Raw genomic sequence first — 22386 nt, 5'->3', positions numbered from 1 at the left:
GATTTCGGTCGGTCGGCTTCCACAAATCAGCAACTAACTGTTGGAAGGCGGATGATGGCCCCACACGCGGGTGGAGTCGTACCTCACGACGTTCCAATTGTGGTCGAGCTCACGGGCACCCCAGCCATATTCAACTGCTACGCCTGACGGCGTAATGGCGTAGAAAGAAACCATATGATCGTTGCTGTGCCGGCCAATGGTCGCCCGTATCGGTGCCTTCGACTTCAAGGCCCGATCATAAGCAAGCCCCATGTCATCGAGCGAGGCGACCTGGATCATGAAATGGTCCAACCTCCGCGGGCTCGGTATTTCCGCCAATGCGATCGTGTGGTGTCGCGGGTTGCAGTTCAGGAACAATATTTCGACGGTTCCGCCGGGCGTTGCCATTGCGATGACATCCGTCAGGCGCAAGCCGAGCGCCCGCTCGTAGTAGTCACGCGCCTTTGCCAAATCGGGCACGAGAAGCACGACGTGGCCCAGCCCCTGCTCGGCAGTCACGAAAGAGGTTACGCCCGCTGCGGAGCAGAAAGGCTGCTCAAAGACTTCGGTCGCACCATAGAAGAGTTCCGTCCGCAGTCCCATCGGATCTTCAAAATGGAAGAGGTCCAGCACGCGGCGCTGGCGCCGAAGTTCGACGTCGCCGGAAGCCGTCTCTATCCCGAATGCGTCAATCCGCTTCCGCATCGCTTCGAGATCGTCCCGACCGGCGACCTCAAAGCCAACATAGGTGAGATCGTTGCGGTCCCCCTTATCGACAGCGATCCGCCAGGCGCGCGAATCGAGCCGGAATTTGATCGTTGCGGGATCGTCCGACGGTACGTTCATCAGACCCAAGACGTCGGTTGCGAACGCTAGCCAAGCGCGCAGATCGCTCGCCTCGAGGCCGATATAGGATAGGGCGCGTACACTCATGGTTGATTACCTCGCAATGTTGGCGCGTATCTTCAGAGTCGACTGTCGGCCTTAACCGCCGGTGACCGGGTCCGCACAGAGACGGGGCTAGCCACTTTCACTCGAAGTCCCCTGCAGTTTCAGCAAGTCGAGCGCGACATCAACGATCATGTCTTCCTGGCCGCCGACCATCCGGCGCCGGCCGAGCTCAACCAGAATGTCGCGCGTATCCAGCCCGTAATCTTTCGAGGCCTTCTCGGCATGGCGCAGGAATGACGAATAGACACCCGCATAGCCGAGACTGAGTGTCTCGCGATCGACCCGTACCGGCCGGTCCTGCAACGGCCGCACGAGATCCTCGGCGGCGTCCATCAGGTCGAAGAGACGCGTCCCGTGCTGCCACCCATAGATGTCGGCGACGGCGATGAAGACTTCCAGCGGGGCATTGCCTGCGCCCGCACCCATGCCGGCGAGGCTCGCATCGACTCGAATAGCTCCGTTTTGCACGGCCACAACCGAATTGGCTACGCCAAGCGATAGATTGTGATGCGCATGAATTCCGCGCTGCGTCTCAGGTTTCAGAACCGAATCGTAGGCTTGGAAGCACGCTGCCACGCGGTCCATCGTCATCGCGCCGCCGCTGTCGGTGACGTAAACGCAATGTGCCCCGTAGCTTTCCATCAGCTTCGCCTGAGCGGCGAGAGCCTTGGGATCGATCATATGACTCATCATCAGGAAGCCGGACACATCCATGTCCAGCTCGCGCGCGAATTCGATATGCTGCCGCGAGACGTCCGCCTCCGTGCAATGGGTTGCGATGCGGACGGATCGGACGCCAAGATCGTGGGCGTGCCTCAAGTCGTGGATCGTGCCGATGCCGGGAAGCAGGAGCGTGGTCAGCTTGGCATGCGTGATGACCTCGGCCACGGCCGCGATCCAATCCCAGTCGGTATGTGCGCCGAAGCCGTAGTTGAAGCTGGAGCCCGAGAGCCCATCCCCGTGGGCTACTTCGATCGCATCGACCTTGGCTTGGTCGAGCGCGCGAGCAATCGTCTGAACCTGGTCGATACCGTAACGATGCCGGATCGCGTGCATCCCATCGCGCAACGTGACGTCTTGGATGTAGAGCTTTGCGGGGTCCGTCATGCGGCACGTTCTCGCTGAATTCGAAGCGCTATGTGTTCGCCCGTTCGCAGTGCGGCTGAGGTCATGATGTCGAGGTTTCCGGCATAGGCGGGCAAGTAGTGCGCAGCGCCTTCAACCTCCAGGAAAACCGTGACCTTGAGCCCGGTGAAGTCGCCGCCCATCTCGGGGATATGCAGGGGCTGATTATCGCCGATGTGTTCGAACTGGATCGCCTGCTTGAGCCGATACCCCGGCACATAAGCCTGCACCTCGGCGACCATGCGCTCGACGGACGCGACGATCAGATTTTGATCGGCATTGTCGGTCAGGCAGTAAACCGTGTCACGCATGACGAGCGGCGGTTCGGCCGGATTGAGGATGATGATCGCCTTACCCCGATCCGCTCCCCCCACTTCAGCGATCGCGCGCGCCGTCGTCTCCGTAAACTCGTCGATATTCGCCCGCGTGCCTGGGCCTGCCGAACGGGAGGCGATTGATGCGACGATCTCTGCGTAGCGGACATGCGCGATTCTGTTGATAGCGGCGACGATCGGGATTGTGGCTTGGCCGCCACAGGTGACCATGTTGACGTTTTGGGCGTCTAGATTGGCCTCGGAGTTTACCGCAGGAACAATGTAGGGCCCGATTGCGGCCGGGGTGAGATCGATCACCCGTTTGCCATGGCGACGCAGGATCGCGTCATGCCCGTTATGGGCCGCTGCGGACGTTGCATCAAAAACGATGTCGATGTCTGCGAACTGAGGCATCTCGACGAGCCCCTGAACCCCATTCGCGCTGGTATGCACGCCCAAGGCGTGCGCTCGCTTCAATCCGTCCGACGTCGGATCAATGCCGACGAAGGCGGCGATCTCGAGCACCTTCGACAGGCGTTTGATTTTAATCATCAGGTCAGTGCCGATATTGCCGGAGCCGATGATGGCGACCTTCGTAGTTCTGATCATCGCCGCGCCAGCTCCATCGAAAAGCCAACCCTGCCAAGGCCGCCGATCTGGGCGGAAACCTCGTCCCCGTCCCGGATCGGCACCATGGGGCCGAGCGCGCCCGTGAGAAGGACGTCGCCGATCTTGAGCGGCTCGCCCCGCCGCGCGAGGGTGTTGGCGAGCCATGCGGCTGCGTTCAGCGGGTGGCCGAGGCAGGCGGCGCCGGCTCCGACAGAAGCAATCTCTCCATTCACCTTGAGCGCCATACCGCAGGTGAAAAGGTCGAGTCCTTGAAGCAGTAGCTTGCGAGCGCCGAGCACGAAAAACGCTGATGAGCCATTGTCGGCGACGGTATCGGCAAAGGTAATCTTCCAGTCAGCGATCCGGCTGTCGACAATCTCGATGGCGGCAGAAGCGCAGTCGGCGGCGCGCAGCAAGTCGTGGGCGACGAGACCGTCCCGGTTCAGGTCGCACCCAAGGATCAGAGCGATCTCGGCTTCTGCCTTGGGCTGAAGTACCGAGGCAATGGGGAGGACACCGCCATCCTTGATTTCCATGTCCTCGAACAACACACCGAAATCGGGTTGATCAACTCCCAATTGGGCCTGAACGGCTTTGGATGTAAGCCCGATCTTGCGGCCGACGATCTTTCGGCCTTGCGAAACCCAGTAAGCCGTGTTGATCGATTGGACAGCATAGGCTCCATCGATATCGCTGGGTTCCAGACCGTCACGGAGCGGCGGGGTCACGCCGTCGCGATAGGCGAGGCGAAGCCGATCGGCCAGGGATTGGTAAGAAGCGGGCATGGTGGTGCGACTCAAAATTCGTCGGGCACACTAACGCCCGACCGGCTCGGCTTTCGCAATTGGCCGGCGCGTGTTTCTCTCATATAGTGAGAGAATGAATTTTAGGCCCTCCCACTCGTCCCTCCAGGGGGCCACCAGTCTGGAACGCGGACTGGCCCTTCTGGACCTCATCATCGAATCAGGAACCTCCGCGAAGCTGACTCAGCTGGCGGATCGATTGCGGATTCCGATTTCGACGGCTCAGAGATTGACGGCAGTCTTCATCCGGAACGGCATGCTCTGTCGGGTCGGACCGGGTCAATACGCGCCCGGGGTTCGCCTGGCACGATTGATCAAGTCTTGTGACTGGTCCGGCACCCTGGCGGCTGTCGCACGCCCATTGGCCACGGAACTGGCCAAAGAGGTCGGAGCGACGGTGCATTTTGGTGTGCTTGAGGGAGGAATGGTGACCTACCTCGTCAAGGCGCATGGCGGCGGCGAGCCGGTGCTGACGAGTGAACAAATCCAGCTGGAAGCCTATTGCTCAGGAATCGGCAAGGCGCTCTTGGCGCATCAGGCGGCGGCTCAACGGGAAGACTACCTGGCAGCTAGCCCCTTTATCGCTTTGACCGAACGCACCACGACCGACCCTAACCGGTTGCGACGGCTTTTCGAACGAATCCGCCGACAAGGTTTTGCCGTTGACGATGCGGAACTGCAGTCCGGCCTCTACTGCCTTGCCGTCCCGGTCATGGCGGCAGGTGCTCAGGTTGTGGCTGCGGTCTCAATTTCTATGCGGTCCGACAGACCGATCAGCCTGGAGCTATTGCAGCCATTGCAGAACTGCGCCCGACGAATTGGCAAACGACTTGGCGCTGCCAACCAGCCATTGGTCGAGCACGGTCCAAGGAAGATTGGGGAGGCGCCGACCGCTCGAAAAACCTGACGATCGTGGCTCTCCTTTGCCACGGCGATCTTGATCGCCATGCCAGTGCAAAGCTTCGGTCAAACGTTCGGCTGAGTGGAATCGTCCCGAATGGACGAACGTTGTGCGGGCACCTGGATCGCGCCTATCATTCTTTGGATTTCTGTTGACGGGCGAAGTGGTCTGCCAAGTGGGTGCCTCCCGCGGGTTGCGCCAAGCCGCGGATTCCGATTCCACCATCGTAGTTCAGCAGGGCGCCGGTCGCAGGTACGTTATCGCCTCGACTCGCGAACAAGACATAGGCGCCGGTGTATTCGGCAGCCGTCGGAATTCGCCCGATCGGCATCATCGGCCCCGCGATACTCGGCAGATCAAGACTCGCAATGGACTTCTCCGCGAGCCCTAAACTGGTCGGCCCTCGCAAATCCGTGTCGATTGCGCCCGGCGCAACGCCGTTGACCCGGACATAGGGCGCGAGTTCATAGGCGAGCTGACGCACGAGGCCCACTACCGCATGCTTGCTGGCTGTGTACAGAGGTCCCCCGCCGCCCGGATAGAAGCCCGCATTTGAAATCGTCATGATGATGCTGCCGCGGGATGCGACAAGCGCCTGAAGCGCAGCCTTGGCAGACAGGATGTAGCCTTTGACATTGACCTGAAACATCTCGTCAAACGCTGCGTCAATGTTCTCCGGCGCAAGATCCACGAGCGGGATCGAATAGTCCCAGATACCGGCATTGGCGATCAGACAGTCGAGGCGCCCAAAATGCGCCACGCATGTCTGCACTGCCCTTTCTTGGTCGGCGAGCACGCGGACGTCACCGGTCGCGCCCAAGACTTGCGAGCCGTGCTCTTCGGTCAGCGCAGCCAAACGGTCCGCAGAACGATCGAGCACCATCACCTTTGCGCCCTCCGCAACCAAGCGACCGACGATTGCCTTGCCTAGTCCCGATGCGCCGCCCGTGATGAGGACGACTTCTCCGTCAAGCCGTGGCATGTCTCCTCTCCCTCCCTTCCTGACGCAGCAAGTCGCGCAGGCTCGTGTTCGGGTCGGAAAGCGTGGCGGCACCAATCCGCAACTCGCTCTCGACCATGCGTCGCGCAAGAGCGAAGCTACGTGTTGCAGCGATGGCGACGCAGGCAACGACTCGCTCGTTGTGGATTCGGAATGAAACGGAACCGATTCCGTCGGCGTCGGTGCGCTCGACTATCTCGCCGGGGCCGGTGAATTGGCCGGCGACTTGGATATACCGGCCGGCAATTTCGGTCCACGCGAGTGGCAATTGCGGCATCGGACGAGGCGTACCAAGCATCGACCGCGCCACGATGGCGGCCTGTTCTTGCGTGTTGAGATAGGTTTCGAGCGATCTGCTCTCGCCATCGCGCACGGGCCATGCGGCGGCGTCGCCCGCCGCAAATATCCGCGGCGCTGAAGTCGCGCCTGTCGCGTCGACAATGATTCCGTTGCGGCAGGGAAGCGATATCCTTTTTGCAAGCGCGGTCTCCGGCTCCGCGCCAATGCTGACAAGAACGACGTCGGCGGGAACGACCCGGCCATTGCTCAGCTCGACCGCTTCCACGTCGCTGTCGCCGATCATGCGCAACACTGTTGTATCGGTTATTGTCGCGACACCGAGGTCGTTGAGCCAAGCCCGACATTGCTGGCCGATCGATCGACCGAGAACGCGTGCTACAAGCTCGTCCGACGCTTCGACGACCGTAACAGATAGACCGAGCTTGCGTGCCGTCGTGGCAACTTCACAGCCGATCAGCCCACCCCCTATCACCACCATGGTCCGCGCCCTGGCCATGGCCGCGGCCAGCGAACGATTGTCGGCCAGGTTGCGCAGATAATGGACGCCGGTCAGCGCCGCGCCGCCTCTTAGAACTCGTGCGCGTGCGCCCGTCGCGATCAGGATGCGATCCGCGTGAAAGCCGTGGCCCCGATGCAATGTGATTTTGCCATTCGCCGGATCGAGATCGACCACCGGATTGCCGGGCAGGAATTCGACCCCAGCATTTTCAAGCCAGCCATCATCGATAAGTCTTGGCGGATCTGCCAATTCGCCCGCGAGCACGGTTTTTGACAGAGACGGCCGATCATAGGGAGCAACACCTTCATTGCCGATCAGCAGGATTTGGCCGTCATAGCCGTCTGCTCGCAGAGTCTGCGCCGCAACCGTGCCCGCGAGCCCCGCACCGATGATTGCGATTGAACCGATCATATGACGCTGGCGCCCGCTGAAAGGTCTACCAGGACATTGTTTCCCTCGACACGCACAGGATAGACCTTGAGAGGGCGTGTTGCCGGCGGGCCGAGAACCTTGCCAGTCCTCAGGCAAAACTTCGCCATGTGGAGCGTGCACTCCACGACATCGCCATCGACATATCCCTCCGCAAGCGACCAATCGCCATGGGTGCATTTGTCCTGCACTGCTAGGAAGGTGCCATCGACATTGAAGAGGGCTACCGGTTCCTCATGATCGATGCGGCGCGCCTCTCCTGCAGCAATGTCGGACGTCGTGCAGACGAGCGTAAACGCCATCGTTATCTCAAAGGAAGAAGCTGATGTTGTATGCGAGCACGGTCGACTGATCGATCAGGAAAGTACGGGAGGCGATCTCGAAGCCCAATGCATTGTTTGCCCGACGCAAAACGTCCCGTCTTTCACCCGATATGATATCGACGGTGCGCTCGGCACGATTCCGATACACCAAGACGGCCGCTGTTATGGCGAATGACTCGCCATCCACATTTGGTTCGATCTGGACATTGCTGACGAGGTGCCGCGTGCGTGACGGCGGATCCTCCGACCAGCCGAACTCCGATCGGAGCTTCTTGACACGCACGTTCATCATGCGTTTGTCCTCGTCGAAATAGCTGCTCTCATGCTCGCTTGAGTATTCAAGCGACTGTTCTCGCCGCGAACGATTCGTGCGAAGAGGCATGTAATAGCGAATATCCTCGGCGAGTACGTCCAACCACTCCTCGAAACGCCGGTTGTCGAGAAGCGCCGCTTCACGGTAAAGGAATTGCTCGATTTCGTGCTGCAACTCGACGCCAACTATCTGCGGGCTGTTCGGCTGCAACTCGACGCCGGCCGCTCGGGGGCTATTCTGCGGCATGCTTCACCTGCGTCGGGCCAAGGGTCGACCAATTCGGTTCTGTCATCATGCGTAGCCAATGGGCATAGAAGCCACGCGCCGCATTCTCGGAGTAGACATAGCCGAGACGGCCCGGAAAGCGAGCGTCGTCGATCCCGCCTTTGCCAAGACCCATCTGTACGTTGAAGCGCGTCTTGCGCGCCTGATGCCCTTGCAATACGCGCTGAACCTCGACCCAATTCTCGCCGTCATCTTGTTCAAAGATGCCCGATGGTCCAAAGCCACGTTGGCCACTGAGGCGAACTTGCTCCTTCACATTGTCCGGAGCGGCAGCATCAACAAGCGTAAACGCCCATATCTCGATCTCGTTGGGACCGCGCGGGTGCCAAACGCGCACCGCGTTGGTGCCGGCAAGGAAGGACAGTGACGGAAAGACCGTCATATGCGCGCCGTTCATCTCGCGACCACGCGACCTCCCCAGCCGCCGCTCGGCTTCCGGCGCAGAGTCGATACACCAATACTCAGCGGTTTCGACACCTGCGGTCATGGCCATCTGCTCAAAGCCGCCGGCGCCAATAAAGAGACCGGACCCATGACCGCCCCACGAAGCACGGAACTGTAGGCCTTCTTGCACGGGACCAGGCCCGCCAGCTGGAGCTTCCGGGGGCGCCATCGCGATGAAACCGGAGGCATGTGTAATGAATACGTGATACATGTCGCTGCAGAACTGCTCCGCCGCGAGCTTCCAATTGCAGGGAACGACCCACTTGATGACGCCCCCGATCATCTCAGTGCCGCCTTCGGCACGATCGAGCATCGCGTCCATGTAGAAGCGCGCCTCGCCAAGATAGTCTGCAAGAGACGGGGCGTTTACATCCCAGTTGCCAAAGATCAGTCCCTTGTGGTGTTCCACGCGTGGCACTGCCGTGGCCGACCACTTGCGCTTGTCGACGGCGCCGTAAGCTTCCTTCTCCATCGGCACGTTGACCAGGTTGCCGCCTATGTCATAGGCCCAGCCGTGGTAGGGGCACGTAAATGCCCGTGCATTCCCGCCATCGTTGCGGCAGATGCGCATGCCGCGGTGCCTGCATTGATTGAGAAAAGCCTTGATGCTGCCGTCCTGTTGTCGGACGACTATGACGGGATCGTCGCCCATATAGGTGGCGAAATAGTCTCCCGTTTTCTTGAATTGGGATTCGTGGGCGAGGAACAGCCACGAGCGACCGAATAACCGCTCCATCTCGAGATCGTAGAGATCCTGGTCGGTGTAGATTCGGGAGTCGACCGTGCCTCCTTCTTCATCGAAGAGTGCCCTAATATCCGTTTCTTTCCACTTGGCCGACCGTTGCGTTGCGTCCTCCATGACGTACCTTTCTTGTTGTGACACCGATTACCCATCGTCGTAGATTGCATGGGGCGTGCAGCTTATTCCGCGGCCATGCCTCGCGCTGCCAAGCTGGCTTCACGCTGTTCGATCACCACTGCATGAAAGCTTCGAAGGTGCCCCATCATTTCGATTGATGCGGCCCGCGCGTCGCCAGCGAAAATCGCCTTCGCAACTTGAACATGACGTTGCCCGCAACGCACGATTTCTTCGCCATCCGGCGGCAGGTCCCGACGCACCGCCGTGTGGATCAGGACGATGCAGCGGGCGACCTGCTCGTCCATCGCAGAATTGCTGACGGCCCCGGCAATCGCGGAGTGAAATTCGCGATCCTGAACATGGAACGCATCAAAATCGCCTGCCTCAGCTGCGGTCAGAGACGCTTGGGCAGTGGCCATAATTTGGCCCTTCTGCTTTTCGTTAGCTCGTTCAGCCGCACACACCGCAAGATAAATTTCGAGCGCCTCGCGGATTTCCATCGTTGCCCGCAACGCTTCGGTGGAGAGCAGGACGACACGATATCCCCGCTTGCCGCTGGCTTCGATGAGCCCGTGTTGGCGGAGTCGCAAGAGAGCCTCGCGAACGGGAGTCTTCGAGACATTCAACCTTTCGGCCAACGCCTGTTCGGTGATCTGCGCCCCAGGCAAAAGTGTGCCGTTCACGATCGCGTCCAAGATTCGTTGGTACACGACGTCTCCGATTGCCGGCACGCTTGGAATGGAATCCATCGAAATTCCTAATGCCTATCAATCAAGCTTCCTGAGCCGCGCGGAGACACTGCCGCATCGACGCGGCACAATTTCTTCTCCGGCCGCGCACGGCCAATCAGCTTGACGTCGCCTTCGTTCGGATATCATATCTCATATTCCAATACGAGATACCATCAAAAAAAGGGGTATGGGGATGAGCGAGTCCGAGCTGCCGCGGAAATCCATCCGAACTGGCGACTACAACACCAATTTCATTGAATCCGGAGCGGGTGAGCCGCTCATCCTGATCCACGGCGCGGGCCCCGGTGCCGACGCGCGCGGTAATTGGAAGGGATCGCTGCCGTTGTTCGCCGCAGCAGGCTTTAGGGCGATGGCCTACGATATGGTCGGCTTTGGCGATTCCGACGCGCCCGATCCCGCCCGCTTCGATTACGGCCAGAACGCGCGATTCCAGCAGCTCCTTGCGTTTCTTGATGCCCTTGGCCTTGAGAGTGCGAACATCGTCGGCAATTCAATGGGTGGCGCGACGGCCCTGGGCGTCGCGATGCGTCACCCTGAACGGCTTCGCAAGCTGGTACTGATGGGAAGCGCCGGCCTCAGCAATCCACAACCCTCTCCTGCATTGATGGCACTCGCACAATACGACTTCACTGTCGCGGGCATGAAGAAAGTGGTCGAGGCGCTGACCCACCCGGACTTTGCGGCGCCCCCGGAATTGATCTCCTATCGTCATGCCCTTTCGATGCGCCCGCAATTGCAAGCTGCCTTCAAGGCCCTCCTAGACGCTGGCGCCGCGAGGACTGGCGGCGGCATGTATCAGGACGAAGACGTCGCCCGCTGCAAGGTCGAGACATTGGTCGTCAACGGCAAGGACGACAAGGTCGTGCCGATGAGTCAGGGATACCGTTTCATCCAATTGCTTGAGAATTCGACCGGCTACTTCATACCGCACTGCGGCCATTGGGCCATGATCGAGCGCCCGCGTCTGTTCGCGGACGTGACATCGTCTTTCCTCAAGCGCTCCTGATATTCGATGCGGAACGGTTCGCGTTGTTTGTACGGAGCGCTAAGTCGCCGTCCGCCGGCTAGCGGCCGATGGAGCGCCGCTCGCGACATTCAGTGCGCGCTGAACACGACGGCGCGGCCGAGTGCGGCTGGGCCCGTTGACTGCGAGATCAGCGTGAACGAATGGGCGCTTTGCTCGACCGGCCCCAAAGAACGAAGACTGAAAGCGGCAACAGCACGAAGTTGAGAGGCAGCGAGGAGAATTCTCCGCGCCAGCTGTGGAAGCAAATGGCGAGGATTTGCAGGACCGTACAGCCCAGCGCAGCCAATACCGTTACGCGCGGAAAAATTCGCGTGAGCGAGGGAAGAATAATGCCGAGCGACCCGGCCAGGTCAACGACACCGATGAAGCGCACAAAGGTCGTCGGAAGCTGCCCGGTCCACGGCATTATGCCGGCCAGTTGGGGGATGGGAAAAGTCAGCTTCATGAGCGCCGACATGCCGAAGAGAACAAAGATGGCAGCTTGCGCTATCCAGAGGGCGATATTGAGAATCTTGCCGTCCGATCCACGCGCATGCTGGACCGCTATTCCCTCATCCATGAACGCTTCTCCAATTCTTATCGAGCCTCTCAGCATAGGGAGAAGATTTGCTCGAAAAAATTGGGATTGTTTCGATAAAGAAGTTCGGAAAAGTCAATAGAAATGGAGACACCGAGCTTCGACCAATTGCTGGTTTTCGTCACGTCCGTCGACGAGGGCAGCTTCTCTGGCGCCGCCCGTCGCTTAAACCGCGCACAATCGGCGATAACGTATGCAATTCAGAAGTTAGAAGATCAGGTGGGCGCCCCGCTATTCGATCGCACGGGATATCGGCCAATTCCCACGAGAGCGGGCCAAGCACTGGTGCCGCGCGCGCGCCGTATTCTTGCCGACGTCGCGCAGTTTGGAACCCAGGTCAAAGGCATGGCCGGCGGCCTCGAATCTGAAGTGCGTCTCGGATTGTCGGAAATGGTTCCCTTTGCCGACGTGGCAGCCGCGCTGTCTTCGTTTCGCGCCAAATTTCCAGCGGTCGGGCTCAAGATCTTTAGAAAGTCATTCGGGCTACCGGACGCATTGCAGCGCGGGGTCCTCGACTTGGCAGTCCTTGTCGAACCAATTTTACCCGACACCCTTGAAAGCAACCGAATTGCGATGACGGAGCTGGTAGCGGTCGCGGCACCGGACCATCCATTGGCCCGGTGTGCGGGGCCGATCACCGTCGATGTCTTGCGACACGAATTGCAAATCGTATTGACCGAAAGTGGCGAGGCGACAGAGGGCAAGGATCACGGGGTTGCTGCGTTTGACGCTTGGCGTGTAACCGACCTTGCAACCAAACGCAGCCTGATATGTGCGAGCATCGGTTGGGGCAGCATGCCCAGGCCGCTCGTCGAGGCGGACATTGCGTCCGGGCGGCTGGTCGTACTGCCCGTCGACCGCTGGGATGGCTTGGATCACCTTCCCAGCTTCGAGGTGGTAGTATCTCGAAATCGAGACCATCCACAGGGGCCCGCCAGTGCGTTCCTATTCCAAGCACTGGTGGACGGACGTGCATACCCCGACACCAATCAATAGGCGTAAGTGAGGGTGGCCCCGAAAGTCTGTGGCGCTCCGAGAACGTTCCACTGATTTCCAGTTGGTATCGTGACGCCAATACTCTTGACGGCCTCATTGCTGATGTTATTCGCGTACACCAGAAGCGAAAAATGGCCGTCGTTCGTCCAGCGGATCGTGGCGCCCTCCATAGCGTAGGCGTTCTGGTGAATAATATTGTCCGATTCGAGGTAATATCCGCTGTTGTAATAGACATTTCCGCCAAGCGTGAGTGTTCCGTTCGCAAACTCAAATGGATATTGCGCATCGGCGGTCAAAGTCACGCTCGGAGAGTGCGGAAGCGTATTCCCTGCCCCGTTCCCGGTGAGGACGGGATATCCGCCTCCCGGTTGGCCCAGGGCAGCTGTGGGAAATTCGTAATATTCCGCATGAAGAAGCGAGAGCGAAGCATCGAGCTGAAGATCACCAGCTGGAAATGCGGTTATGTCGGCATCGAGACCGTAGATGTGAGCCGATCCGGCATTGTTGATGTCTGTAGAGGTAGTCCCCGAGATTTCGCTCTGGATGTGCTTGTAGTCGTAGTAAAACCCCGAGGCGTTTACGCGCAGTTTCCGGTCCAGGAGATCCGATTTTACGCCGGCTTCATACGCAATGATCTTTTCCGGTAAGTATAGCCAAAATGCGCTGGCCGGGTCGGTAGCATTGTAGCCGCCGCTCTTAAAGCCGGTGTTTACCGAGGTGTAGACGAGCGTGTCAGGTGTCAGCTGATAGGCGAGTGCACCTTTGAACGTTGGCTGATTGAAGTCTCGCGAAGCGCTCACCGGCGGCACAAGTACGGGTGGCGGGCAGAACCCGGGCGGCAAGCTGCAGTTTACTGCATCTTCGAACCCCGAAGTATCGCGCTGCTCGAGGCTGTATCGAGCTCCCAAGGTGAGCGTCAGCGCGGGAAGGATTTCATAGGAACCTTGAGCGAATACCGCTTCGGCCTGGGTATTCTCCTGCCCAAAGATCGCGGCGGTGAAGAAGGGGATGGTCTGACCAGTAGGAGTCACCACGCCTCCAATTGAGACCCCGTCTGGGAGAAAGCGACCATTCGCTCGGAAATAGTAGAGGCCGGCAACCCACTTGAACGGGCCATCGCCAGATGAAGCAAATTGCAAGTCATCGCTGAACTGCCAGGCACGCGAATGGATATCGAGGCCGGTTCCCGCCGTAGCGGTTGCATCATAATCGGCGATGGAACGGAACGTATTCGTCCGCCAAGAGGCAAGATTTGACATCTGAACAGTGCCAAAACTCCGTTCCGCCTTCAGGCTCACTCCACCGCCTTCAACCGTCTCCCGAGGCTGGACATTCGCGTCCGTATCCCATGGGTTCGGGTAAAAGATGGGACTTCCAATTGGTCCAACGCCATTGCCGACGCGAGATCCCTGAACGACACTCGCCGAGTTATTGCTATTCAGGGTATTCGCGTAGTCGGCAATTAATGTGAACTTCCAGTCGCCGGGCGTGTAAACCCACTTCGACCGCACAGCCACATCATGCGGAACGGCATAGACCTCCTGACCGTTGAAAAGGTTTTTTCCCCAACCATCTCGACGCGAAGCCGCAATGGAAATGTCTGCGACCAAGTCCGGCGCAATGCCACCAGCCGCATAGAGCGAGCCGTTTACTCCACCGTAGCTGCTGACCCCAAGGCTTGCCTTGATATGAAAATCCTCGGTGGGTTCGAGCGTGGTTATTTGGATGACGCCGCCCGTCGCATTTCGACCGAACAAGGTCCCCTGGGGGCCCTTGTCGACCTCCACCTGCGCAATGTTGTTGAACTGAAACAGACCTACCCCTTGGTCGCCGATATACACGCCATCGACGTACAGTGCGACGGGGTTTTCAAATCCTATGCCGTTTTGGATCGTCCCGACGCCATGAAGGAAGAACGTCAGATAGCCCAAAGTATTTACGGTGTTCAACGAGGGAATCGCAGCCTGGATATCACCGATATTCGTTACGCCCTTCTCTTCCAGTGTGGCAGCGCTCGCCGCGCTGACATTCACCGGAACCCGCTGTAGGTCTTCACCGGTTTTTTCCGCCGTCACCACAACTGTCTCGAGCTGCGACCCGGTCGATGCTTCGGACGTGCTTGCCGGTTTTGTCGGCGCGGCGCCGCCGTCCGCCTGCGCGAACGCAGATCCGGTCGCACATAGCAGTACGGCGCTGAGCACCGAGACCGCACGAATGGCATTGCAGAAATTCGGCATTTGGAGTCCCCCCGAGACAGTTTTTTTTGCTTATTGGACATTTTTGAATATCGGGATAGCCGGAATGGTTTGAAGGACATGTTCGGCTGCGTTGATAGAGATGGAGATTTGTCAGCGGCGCGCAGAAATGTTTTGCGCGCTGTCACGCCTTGCCGATTGACGCCTCAGGCATCTTCAGTCACACATCGATCGTCTAACGGGCGAGGATTAATCATGGCGTCGATCCCCAATGCAGTCCGCCCACTGATCGATGCGGCGTTTCCCGAGCACGTTTGTCTTGTCGGCACGGTACTGAGCACCGGCTTCGCCCAAATTACGCCCCGCGGCAGCGCGCAAGTCTATGACGACAATCACATCTCGATCTGGGAGCGTGGCCGCGGAACCACCACTGCGTTGCTTGCCGACGGGACGAAGGTCACGGTCTTCTACTTCAATCTTGGCGCGCGCGAAGTTCTTCCCATCGGCGGTATCGTCCGCTTCTACGGAACGGCAAGCGTCCACAAATCCGGCCCGGTCTATGAGAAGGTGTGGGAACGTCTGATCGAGCCGGAGAAGCAATGGGACCCGGATAAGAAGGGGTGGGCCGTTCTCGTCGAGGTCGATCGCACCGAGAATCTTCTCGGCCAGCCACTGAATATCGATTGAACAAGGGCAGGAGGAAATCCCGATGCGCGCTATGAACACGCTATTGACGGCTGCGGCCGTGATATTCACCGCGCTTGCGGCCAAGCCCGCGTTTGCCGATACCTGGTCCGTCGCCTATGGCGGCACTATTGATTTTACTTACGCGGACGGCCGCGTCGCCAAGGGGTACGTCAACGCGGATCACACTTATTCGATCGCGCTGCCCAGCGGCGCGACGATCAAGGGAAATTGGGCGGAGGCGAACGGCCAGAGCTGCTTTACGCCGACCGATCCGCCGCCAGCCCCCGACGCCAAGCCCGTTTGCGTACCGTCGAAGGAATATAACGCCGGCGACTCCTTCGCTGGCGAAGATGCCACCGGAAAGTTCACGGGCGTCATTAAGTCAGGCCGTTGATGGCCCCGGCGAACGCCGCCGCTTGGCGGGATCTTTTGCGGACAGCGTAAGCGGCATCTTTGTTCGCATGCTTGACGATTCGGTCAGGTTGGAGACGAGTCCGAACCGGCCTCACGCGCGTGCGGGAGTGGCGCGGGCACTCTGAACGCGATGCGGCGACACTGAGGCGTGGCTCGCCTTTCCAACACAGCAACAGGCTGCAGTCTGGGAGAAGAAAACTCATGTTCAAGAGTCTTCAGGAGAAGATAGACCACTGGGGCAATCCGGTGGCCATGCTCCGCAATTCGCAGATGGGCGCTTATGTATATCCGGTTCAGGCGGAGTTCACCAATTGGCGGGACGAGGGGCGTTCCTGGCACGAGACCGTCGGACTTCTCGATCAATCTCTTCACATGACCGATCTCTATGTCGAGGGGCCAGACACGATCCGTCTGCTCTCGGATGTTGGCGTCAACACCTTCAAGAGCTACGGCAAGAACAAGGGAAAGCAGCTCGTGTGCTGCAACTATGATGGCTTCATTATCGGCGACATGGTCCTGTTCGGGCTGGAGGACGACAAGGTCAACATCGTCGGCCGACCGCCGGTTGCGAATTGGGTTCAGTATCACGCGGAAACCGGCGGCTACGATGTCCGGGTTGAACGCGACGAGCGCTTTGTTTCCAACCCGAAGCCGCGCAAGACATTTCGGTTCGAACTTCAAGGGCCGAACGCCTGGGCACTCCTCGAGAAATTGAACGGCAACCCCCTCCCCAGCATCAAATTTTTCCAAATGAGCGAAATCCGTGTCGCAGGACGTTCATTGCGCGCGCTCGCCCATAGTTTTGCTGGAGCGCCAGGACTCGAGTTCTGGGGTCCGCAGGAACACGGCCCCGAGGTAAAGGCCGCGATCATCGAAGCGGGCAAGGAATTCGGCCTGCGTCTGGTCGGAAGGCGCGCCTATGGCATATGCGCAGTCGAAGCTGGCTGGATTCCCTCTCCGCTCCAAGCCATCTACACGGGCGAGAAGATGCGGCCCTACCGCGAATGGCTGAAGGAAGACAGTTTCGAGGCCCTCGCCTCACTCGGGGGTAGCTTCTACTCCGACAATGTCGAGGACTACTATTTGACGCCTTGGGATCTCGACTATGGACGGTTGGTGAAGTTCGATCACGACTTCATCGGCCGCGACGCGCTTGAGAAGATGACCGACGGACCGCGTCGGCGCAAAGTGACGCTCGAGTGGAAAGACGAAGATGTCACGGCGATCCATGCCAGCCAGTTCAACGAAGGCGCCAACGGAAAATTCCTGGAATATCCCAATGGACACTATGCTGCGCACCCCTATGACAAGGTGATGCACAAGGGGAAGATGGTCGGCATCTCGACCTATCCATGCTTCATCCCAGCCTATCGGAAATGGATATCGCTTGCGATTTTGAACGAACCCAGCGCTCAGTTTGGCAACGATGTGACGGTTATCTGGGGCGAAGAAAATGCTGGCTCACACCGCCCCCCAGTTGAACGTCATGTCCAGAAGGAAATCCGCGCCAGCGTCGAACCCTGGCCCTATTCCAGGCAAGCCCGAAGCTACCGGGCCGCCTAGTCATTATCGACTGGCACCACCGGACACGCTCTTGATCGCGGGCGTCCTTCGCCGCGCGACGGAAGCGCTCGCCGCCACTCCACGCAGCGTCAGGGCGTCGCGCGGGAAAGCCCGCATGTCGATGTTTGGCTGCGAAAGAATGCTACATGAAGATTTTGCATGATGATCAGCGGCGTGGAGTTGATAAGGTACTGCGATGGCACCTAGTTGATCGGCAAACCAAATGTCTTCTCTCCGCCTTCCCACTTATTTTCTGTCCCATGGGGGTGGCCCCTGGCCTTACATGAAGGAAGAATGGGGAAGCCTTTTTGATAAGCTCGAGGCATCGATCATCGATATTAGACGCCAACTCGGCGTCCGCCCTCGCGCGGTGTTGATAATCTCCGGCCACTGGGAGTGCAGGGAGTTCACCGTGTCGGCGAGCCCACGTCCGTCGATGATTTACGATTATTATGGGTTTCCCGAGCATACCTATCATGTGCAGTACAAGGCGCCAGGCTCGCCCGAGCTTGCGGCTCGCGTCCAGTCGCTGCTCGCCGGGGGCGGCTTGGACTGCCTGAGCGATGAGACTCGCGGTTTCGATCACGGGGTCTTCACGGTGATGGAGCCTCTCTATTCCGAAGCCAACATTCCAGTCGTGCAGCTGTCGCTGAAGGCGGGATACGATCCATCGACCCACATCGAGGCCGGACGACTACTGGCTCCGCTTCGCGAAGAGGGGGTGCTGATCCTCGGCAGCGGTCTGAGCTATCACAATTTGCGCCGGATGGATCGGGGGGCCGCCGGACCTTCGCGCCAATTCGATGGCTGGCTTCAGGAGACGCTCGCAGATTTGTCGCCCGCCGACCGACGCGATCGGCTTTGCAGATGGAGTGACGCGCCCCAGGCGCGCTTCGCCCACCCGAACGAGGACCATTTGTTGCCTTTGATGGTCGCCGTCGGCTCCGCCGGCGAAGACCCGGGAGTCTGTTTCTACCATCAGGACGATTTCATGGGAGGCGTGACGGTTTCGAGCTTCCGCTTTGGATCGTGTGCGGCCTCCTAATCAGACGGTCGGTGAGTTTGGCAGAATTGTCCGCTCCAGAGCTCGCTCTCCAAGGTCAATTGACTTTGTACCGGCGTTGGAGATGGAGGCTGCCGCTCGACTACCCGAAGGTCGCGCCGAACTATACCGCGCGGCGTTCGGAATTTGCGAAGAAGTTCGGGTTGCCAGACAAACTGGGTTCAATTTCCTTCGAGCGTCGAAAACCCCAGCGTCCACTTCGTACCATGGTCCGAGACGACGCCTACTGTACCGCCTATCTGCTCCATCAGACGCCTCACCAGTCCAAGGCCGTGACGCTTGCTTGAGGGCGGCTCCACAAATCCGATGCCATCATCGCCAATGGTAAGTGTTGCGCCTGTGGCGTCCCGCGTCAGTGTTGGACGGATTGTTCCCTCGCGCCCAGGGAACGCATGGAGATAGGCATTCGAAACGATCTCAGCAATGACAATGCCGAGGGCGGTCACGGAGTCGAGGTCAAGCGGCAACGGGTCTGGCGCGCCTTCGCAAGTAAGCGTCACGCCAAATTCCCGAGTATCCTGAAAGTCCCGTAAGCTCTCGCAGATCGATCTCACGTATTTGTCGAAATCTATGGTGCGGGTGAGCCCGTTTCCTAGTAGATGGTCGTAGATTGCGGCCAGGCTCATCACCCGCCGCGCGATGGCACGTATTCCCTCTTTATCGGCTTCGTCACTCAAGTCGATTTGACGATTCAGCATTCCCGATATTAGTTGCAGGTTGTTTCGAACTCGATGCTGTAACTCCTCGGCCAATACATCCTTCTCGACCAAAAGCCCCTGGCGCTCCACCAACAACCTGTCCTTCTCGGCAATCAGGGATGTCTGCCGCTCGACCGCCGCTTGCAGCGCAGCAGTTCGTTCTGCGGTGGTGACCGCTTCCGCAACGACGTTTGCAAAGCCGGTCAGAAAGGCGATGTCGTGCTGATCGAATGCACGCGCAATCGGGCTATCAATCTCCAACACACCCCAAGGCCCCGCGTTGCCTTTGATCAGGACGTCGACGGTCGCGACAACGCCATGCTCCGCATAGAACGGCGGCAGCGCGTAGCTGTTGTTTTTCGCAAGGTCTTCCAAGATGACGGGCTTCCCGGTGACGTAGGCCCGACCCTGCGTCGAGCTTTCATCTGCTGGAGACACAACATAGCCAACAACGCCCGCATGCCACCCGTAACCTGCTTCGATGAGAAGGTCATTCCGCTCAGCACGATAGCGGCAGATTTTTGCGAAGGGCACGCTCAGGCTTTGCGCACAAATGCGCGCTGCTTCCGTCAGTATTTTTTTCAGATCCGTTTCGCTGAACGCGAAGCTGCCAAAATCCGCAAGCGCCGCCTGCTGACGCAGTAGCTTCTCAGTCGTACGCGCCTCTGTCACGCCGCCGACACTGGGGCGGGCCGCGCGCCGAATTCGGGCAACAAACGAAAGCCCGTGGGGAACGGCGGTACGGCCGTTCCGCCTGTCGCGATCTCGCGGACGATTGCCAAGGCGCGAACTACATCAACCGTGCGATACGGCTTTGTGATTGAAGCCTCACCATCGGCGAACGTTAGCGTGCTTATGCGGGCATCGTCGCCAGTTGCATACAGTACGCCGATCTTTCCTTTGCTGCTCAACCGCCGGGCAATCTCCGGGCCTCGGTCGCCCTTGGCAAGCCGAACGTCGAGAACGGCAAGGTCGGGAAGATGCAGTTCGCAGAGCACTACGGCCTGCTCCACATTCCGGGCTATGCCACAGACCTCGTAGCCATTTTCGATAAGCGCTTCTTCGAGTGCATCGGCGATGAGTAACTCGTCTTCTGCGATGAGAACCTTGAGCATCATAATGCCCTCCCCGGCGTTGCCGGTCGGATAGTGCACGGAGGTTGACCGCCGATGGCGAGTCTTGCGTAAGCGCGGCTATGTCAATTAGGCATGGCGCGGCACGCACGGCCACTCCCGGGACAACTATACGCTTCAACTGGGCGGGAACCTAGTGGACGTACTCCGATTTACACGAATGCAGCCAAGCGGTTGAACGCGATGTGGAAAACTCCTCTATTGAACTCCGCGTCTGCACCGACATTCCTTCCGCCTCGGTGGATTTCCTTCCACGCCTGCGGCGGGCGCACCGTGTACGGTCGGCGGCGATTGTGAAATCGGAGCAGCGGCGATCAGAAGCTTGCGAGCCGCCCCAGGGTCCAGCGAGACACAAGTCGGACTCAATGCCTGAGAAGGTGGCGAAGTCAGGTGACAGCGCTCGCGCTAGATGCCTTGACAGCGTCTCGCTTCAACCAGGCCCGGAGATAGCACCCCTCCAAAGCCTTGAACTGCTCTACCGCTGCCTCGCCGGCCAAAGCGAGGTCCGGCTCGTCACCGTTGGCCATCCGCTTGATCTGCATGTTGCACCAAGCCTGAACTTGGAAGGGAGGCAATCTGTCCTCGGGGCCCGTCGCCCGTCCGAGTGTTCGACCGTGCGCTCAGGAACTGAGACATCAAATACCGGCCATGACTCAATATCATCCGCCACGGCGTGCCTTGCCGTCACCAAGATAGCCCACCCAGCGAAAGCGCTATCTATCGCTAAAATTAGGTCGAGTCTGATCCCACCGTTTTGGGGTTCTCCGTTCGTCGCGCTTCACGCTGAAGACGTACCATTTGTACTCGCTGGCTTGGTTCATGCAGCATTCTTTCGCAGGTGAAGGCGTCGGTCCGTGCGTGAATGGGCGAATTCAGGAAGCTTTGCGGAATTGCCTGACATTTGCGCCATTCCGAAGTTGGTCAAGGTAGTCGGCCCACCAGGACATCATTCGGACGCGTTCATCCCAAAATGAGCCGCGGGAGTAGGCCCTCCGGACATCGTTGGATTCGACATGCGCCAGCTGCCGTTCAATAGCGTCGGGATGCCACTTGCCGGACTCGTTGAGCAAGGTCGAAGCGCTGGCCCGAAAGCCATGCGATGTCATTTCTTCCTGCCCATACCCCATTCTGCGTAGCGCAGTGTTCAAGGTGTTCTCCGAAATTGGCTTTGCGGCACCATGAAAGCTTGGGAACAGCAATTTGCGATGGCCGGTGATCTTGCGCAGATCCTCCAATGTCTCGACTGCCTGGCGCGCAAGAAAAATGCGATGTTCGCGCCGCATCTTTGTCTTTTCGGCAGGGACGGTCCAAATCGACTTGTCGAAATCGAACTCAGTCCATTCCGCAAAGCGCAGTTCGCCAGGTCTAGGAAATAGAAGGGCCATAAGCTTGAGCGCAGCGATGGTCGCTGGCTGTCCGTCGAATCCATCTATGGCGCGGAGCAAGCCGCCAAATTTCTCCGGGTCGGTTATCGCCGCCCGCGGGGTTACCTTTGGGGGAGTGATGGCTCCCCGCAACACGGGGGTGGGATCAAACTCGGCTCGCGAGGTGGCCACTGCATAGCGACAGACTTGTCCGATCGTCGATTTCAAGCGGCGCGCGGTCTCGTAGTTCCCTTTGAATTCGATTTCCTGGACAACCTTGAGAACATCGACTGGTCGAATCTCGGAAACTCGTTTCGAACCGAGCATCGGATATGCGAAATCCAACAGCCATTCCTTTTTCACCATCGTCGGTGCCGCCAAATTGTCTCGCCGGCACTTGGCAATAAACTCCAGCGCTATCGCCTTGAAGGTGTCGCCCGGTCCCGGCTCGGCCGTCGCCACGAGGCGCTTCTCGGCAGCAGGATCGATACCCGAACGGATTTTCGCTTTCACTTCATCCCGCTTGGTTCGAGCGTCGAGAAGCGAAACCTGAGGATATGGACCGAGCGCCATCTGTGCCTGTTTCCCCTGATAGCGATAGATGAGCTGCCAGAGCCGGGCCCCATTCGGTTGAATCCAAAGCTGCAGACCGCCCCCGTCCGAGAGTTTCTGACGAGTTTTCTCGGGTCTGGTGCCCCTGCATTTGACATCCGTCAGAGCCATGATTGTGTCCCTCTCGTGACGACGAGTTTCCGTACCCACAGGGGTCTTTTGTGACCGCCC

Annotated in this window: 22 protein-coding genes; 7 read left to right on the top strand and 15 right to left on the bottom strand. The window is 59.1% G+C overall.

Translation table 11 applies throughout. From position 1 onward, the window contains the following. Positions 1 to 33 precede the first annotated feature (33 nt). The 4 genes from WDN01_02740 to WDN01_02725 all read right to left on the bottom strand — a co-directional run bounded on the left by WDN01_02740 (position 34) and on the right by WDN01_02725 (position 3763). Entirely contained in the window at positions 34 to 912 is an 879-nt protein-coding gene (locus WDN01_02740; GenBank protein ID MEJ0024921.1) for a VOC family protein, read from the bottom strand. A gap of 87 nt (positions 913 to 999) precedes the next feature. Continuing rightward, the gene (dmpG, locus tag WDN01_02735; GenBank protein ID MEJ0024920.1) at positions 1000 to 2037 is read right to left on the bottom strand and encodes a 4-hydroxy-2-oxovalerate aldolase; all 1038 of its coding nucleotides are present in this window, start codon (positions 2035 to 2037) and stop codon (positions 1000 to 1002) included. Beyond that, the gene (locus WDN01_02730) at positions 2034 to 2978 is read right to left on the bottom strand and encodes an acetaldehyde dehydrogenase (acetylating) (protein MEJ0024919.1); all 945 of its coding nucleotides are present in this window, start codon (positions 2976 to 2978) and stop codon (positions 2034 to 2036) included. The genes dmpG and WDN01_02730 overlap by 4 nt, the downstream gene beginning before the upstream one ends. Next, positions 2975 to 3763 (bottom strand): fumarylacetoacetate hydrolase family protein, encoded by a 789-nt coding sequence (locus WDN01_02725; GenBank protein ID MEJ0024918.1) that lies wholly within the window; start codon positions 3761 to 3763, stop codon positions 2975 to 2977. The genes WDN01_02730 and WDN01_02725 overlap by 4 nt, the downstream gene beginning before the upstream one ends. Positions 3764 to 4208: 445 nt before the next feature. Between WDN01_02725 and WDN01_02720 the strand changes: the two genes are divergently transcribed. Next, complete coding sequence (locus WDN01_02720) at positions 4209 to 4688, top strand: IclR family transcriptional regulator C-terminal domain-containing protein (protein MEJ0024917.1); 480 nt, start codon at positions 4209 to 4211, stop codon at positions 4686 to 4688. A gap of 127 nt (positions 4689 to 4815) precedes the next feature. Here WDN01_02720 and hcaB read toward each other — a convergent pair whose 3' ends face one another. The 6 genes from hcaB to WDN01_02690 form a co-directional block, all read right to left on the bottom strand. Further along, on the bottom strand, positions 4816 to 5664 hold the full coding sequence (gene hcaB / locus WDN01_02715) for a 3-(cis-5,6-dihydroxycyclohexa-1,3-dien-1-yl)propanoate dehydrogenase (protein ID MEJ0024916.1): 849 nt from the start codon (positions 5662 to 5664) through the stop codon (positions 4816 to 4818). Next, on the bottom strand, positions 5651 to 6892 hold the full coding sequence (locus WDN01_02710; GenBank protein ID MEJ0024915.1) for an FAD-dependent oxidoreductase: 1242 nt from the start codon (positions 6890 to 6892) through the stop codon (positions 5651 to 5653). The genes hcaB and WDN01_02710 overlap by 14 nt, the downstream gene beginning before the upstream one ends. After that, positions 6889 to 7212, bottom strand: a complete 324-nt coding sequence (locus WDN01_02705) for a bifunctional 3-phenylpropionate/cinnamic acid dioxygenase ferredoxin subunit (GenBank protein MEJ0024914.1) — start codon at positions 7210 to 7212, stop codon at positions 6889 to 6891. The genes WDN01_02710 and WDN01_02705 overlap by 4 nt, the downstream gene beginning before the upstream one ends. 7 nt (positions 7213 to 7219) lie before the next feature. Then, on the bottom strand, positions 7220 to 7792 hold the full coding sequence (locus tag WDN01_02700; GenBank protein ID MEJ0024913.1) for a 3-phenylpropionate/cinnamic acid dioxygenase subunit beta: 573 nt from the start codon (positions 7790 to 7792) through the stop codon (positions 7220 to 7222). Beyond that, on the bottom strand, positions 7779 to 9134 hold the full coding sequence (locus tag WDN01_02695; protein MEJ0024912.1) for an aromatic ring-hydroxylating dioxygenase subunit alpha: 1356 nt from the start codon (positions 9132 to 9134) through the stop codon (positions 7779 to 7781). The genes WDN01_02700 and WDN01_02695 overlap by 14 nt, the downstream gene beginning before the upstream one ends. A gap of 62 nt (positions 9135 to 9196) precedes the next feature. Continuing rightward, a complete protein-coding gene (locus tag WDN01_02690; protein MEJ0024911.1) occupies positions 9197 to 9883 on the bottom strand; it encodes a GntR family transcriptional regulator in 687 nt (228 codons plus the stop codon). Positions 9884 to 10058: 175 nt separating this feature from the next. Between WDN01_02690 and WDN01_02685 the strand changes: the two genes are divergently transcribed. Continuing rightward, on the top strand, positions 10059 to 10892 hold the full coding sequence (locus WDN01_02685; protein MEJ0024910.1) for an alpha/beta hydrolase: 834 nt from the start codon (positions 10059 to 10061) through the stop codon (positions 10890 to 10892). Between the two features lie 148 nt (positions 10893 to 11040). Here the strand turns inward: WDN01_02685 and WDN01_02680 are convergent, their stop codons facing one another. Then, complete coding sequence (locus WDN01_02680) at positions 11041 to 11472, bottom strand: DoxX family protein (protein MEJ0024909.1); 432 nt, start codon at positions 11470 to 11472, stop codon at positions 11041 to 11043. A 102-nt stretch (positions 11473 to 11574) separates the two neighbouring features. Here WDN01_02680 and WDN01_02675 point away from each other — a divergent pair, with 102 nt between their 5' ends. Then, on the top strand, positions 11575 to 12486 hold the full coding sequence (locus WDN01_02675) for a LysR family transcriptional regulator (protein ID MEJ0024908.1): 912 nt from the start codon (positions 11575 to 11577) through the stop codon (positions 12484 to 12486). On the opposite strand, the gene WDN01_02670 is transcribed toward WDN01_02675, so the two are convergent. Beyond that, positions 12480 to 14723: a TonB-dependent receptor gene (locus WDN01_02670; protein ID MEJ0024907.1), complete on the bottom strand. Its 2244-nt coding sequence runs from the start codon at positions 14721 to 14723 to the stop codon at positions 12480 to 12482. The genes WDN01_02675 and WDN01_02670 overlap by 7 nt on opposite strands. A 213-nt stretch (positions 14724 to 14936) precedes the next feature. Between WDN01_02670 and WDN01_02665 the strand changes: the two genes are divergently transcribed. The 4 genes from WDN01_02665 to WDN01_02650 all read left to right on the top strand — a co-directional run bounded on the left by WDN01_02665 (position 14937) and on the right by WDN01_02650 (position 18390). Continuing rightward, positions 14937 to 15368, top strand: a complete 432-nt coding sequence (locus WDN01_02665) for a hypothetical protein (protein MEJ0024906.1) — start codon at positions 14937 to 14939, stop codon at positions 15366 to 15368. 22 nt (positions 15369 to 15390) lie between these two features. Continuing rightward, on the top strand, positions 15391 to 15762 hold the full coding sequence (locus tag WDN01_02660) for a hypothetical protein (protein MEJ0024905.1): 372 nt from the start codon (positions 15391 to 15393) through the stop codon (positions 15760 to 15762). Between the two features lie 221 nt (positions 15763 to 15983). Next, positions 15984 to 17345, top strand: coding sequence for a hypothetical protein (locus tag WDN01_02655; GenBank protein ID MEJ0024904.1), 1362 nt, complete (start codon positions 15984 to 15986; stop codon positions 17343 to 17345). A gap of 223 nt (positions 17346 to 17568) precedes the next feature. Beyond that, positions 17569 to 18390 (top strand): class III extradiol ring-cleavage dioxygenase, encoded by an 822-nt coding sequence (locus WDN01_02650; protein ID MEJ0024903.1) that lies wholly within the window; start codon positions 17569 to 17571, stop codon positions 18388 to 18390. Between the two features lie 179 nt (positions 18391 to 18569). Here the strand turns inward: WDN01_02650 and WDN01_02645 are convergent, their stop codons facing one another. The 3 genes from WDN01_02645 to WDN01_02635 form a co-directional block, all read right to left on the bottom strand. Next, a complete protein-coding gene (locus tag WDN01_02645) occupies positions 18570 to 19778 on the bottom strand; it encodes a histidine kinase dimerization/phosphoacceptor domain -containing protein (protein MEJ0024902.1) in 1209 nt (402 codons plus the stop codon). Next, a complete protein-coding gene (locus WDN01_02640; protein ID MEJ0024901.1) occupies positions 19775 to 20221 on the bottom strand; it encodes a response regulator in 447 nt (148 codons plus the stop codon). The genes WDN01_02645 and WDN01_02640 overlap by 4 nt, the downstream gene beginning before the upstream one ends. Before the next feature lie 890 nt (positions 20222 to 21111). Beyond that, entirely contained in the window at positions 21112 to 22326 is a 1215-nt protein-coding gene (locus WDN01_02635) for an integrase arm-type DNA-binding domain-containing protein (protein ID MEJ0024900.1), read from the bottom strand. Positions 22327 to 22386: the final 60 nt, after the last annotated feature.

The organism is Rhizomicrobium sp., from assembly GCA_037200985.1.
Lineage (GTDB): Bacteria > Pseudomonadota > Alphaproteobacteria > Micropepsales > Micropepsaceae > Rhizomicrobium.
This window is presented reverse-complemented; position numbering and strand designations above follow the sequence as displayed.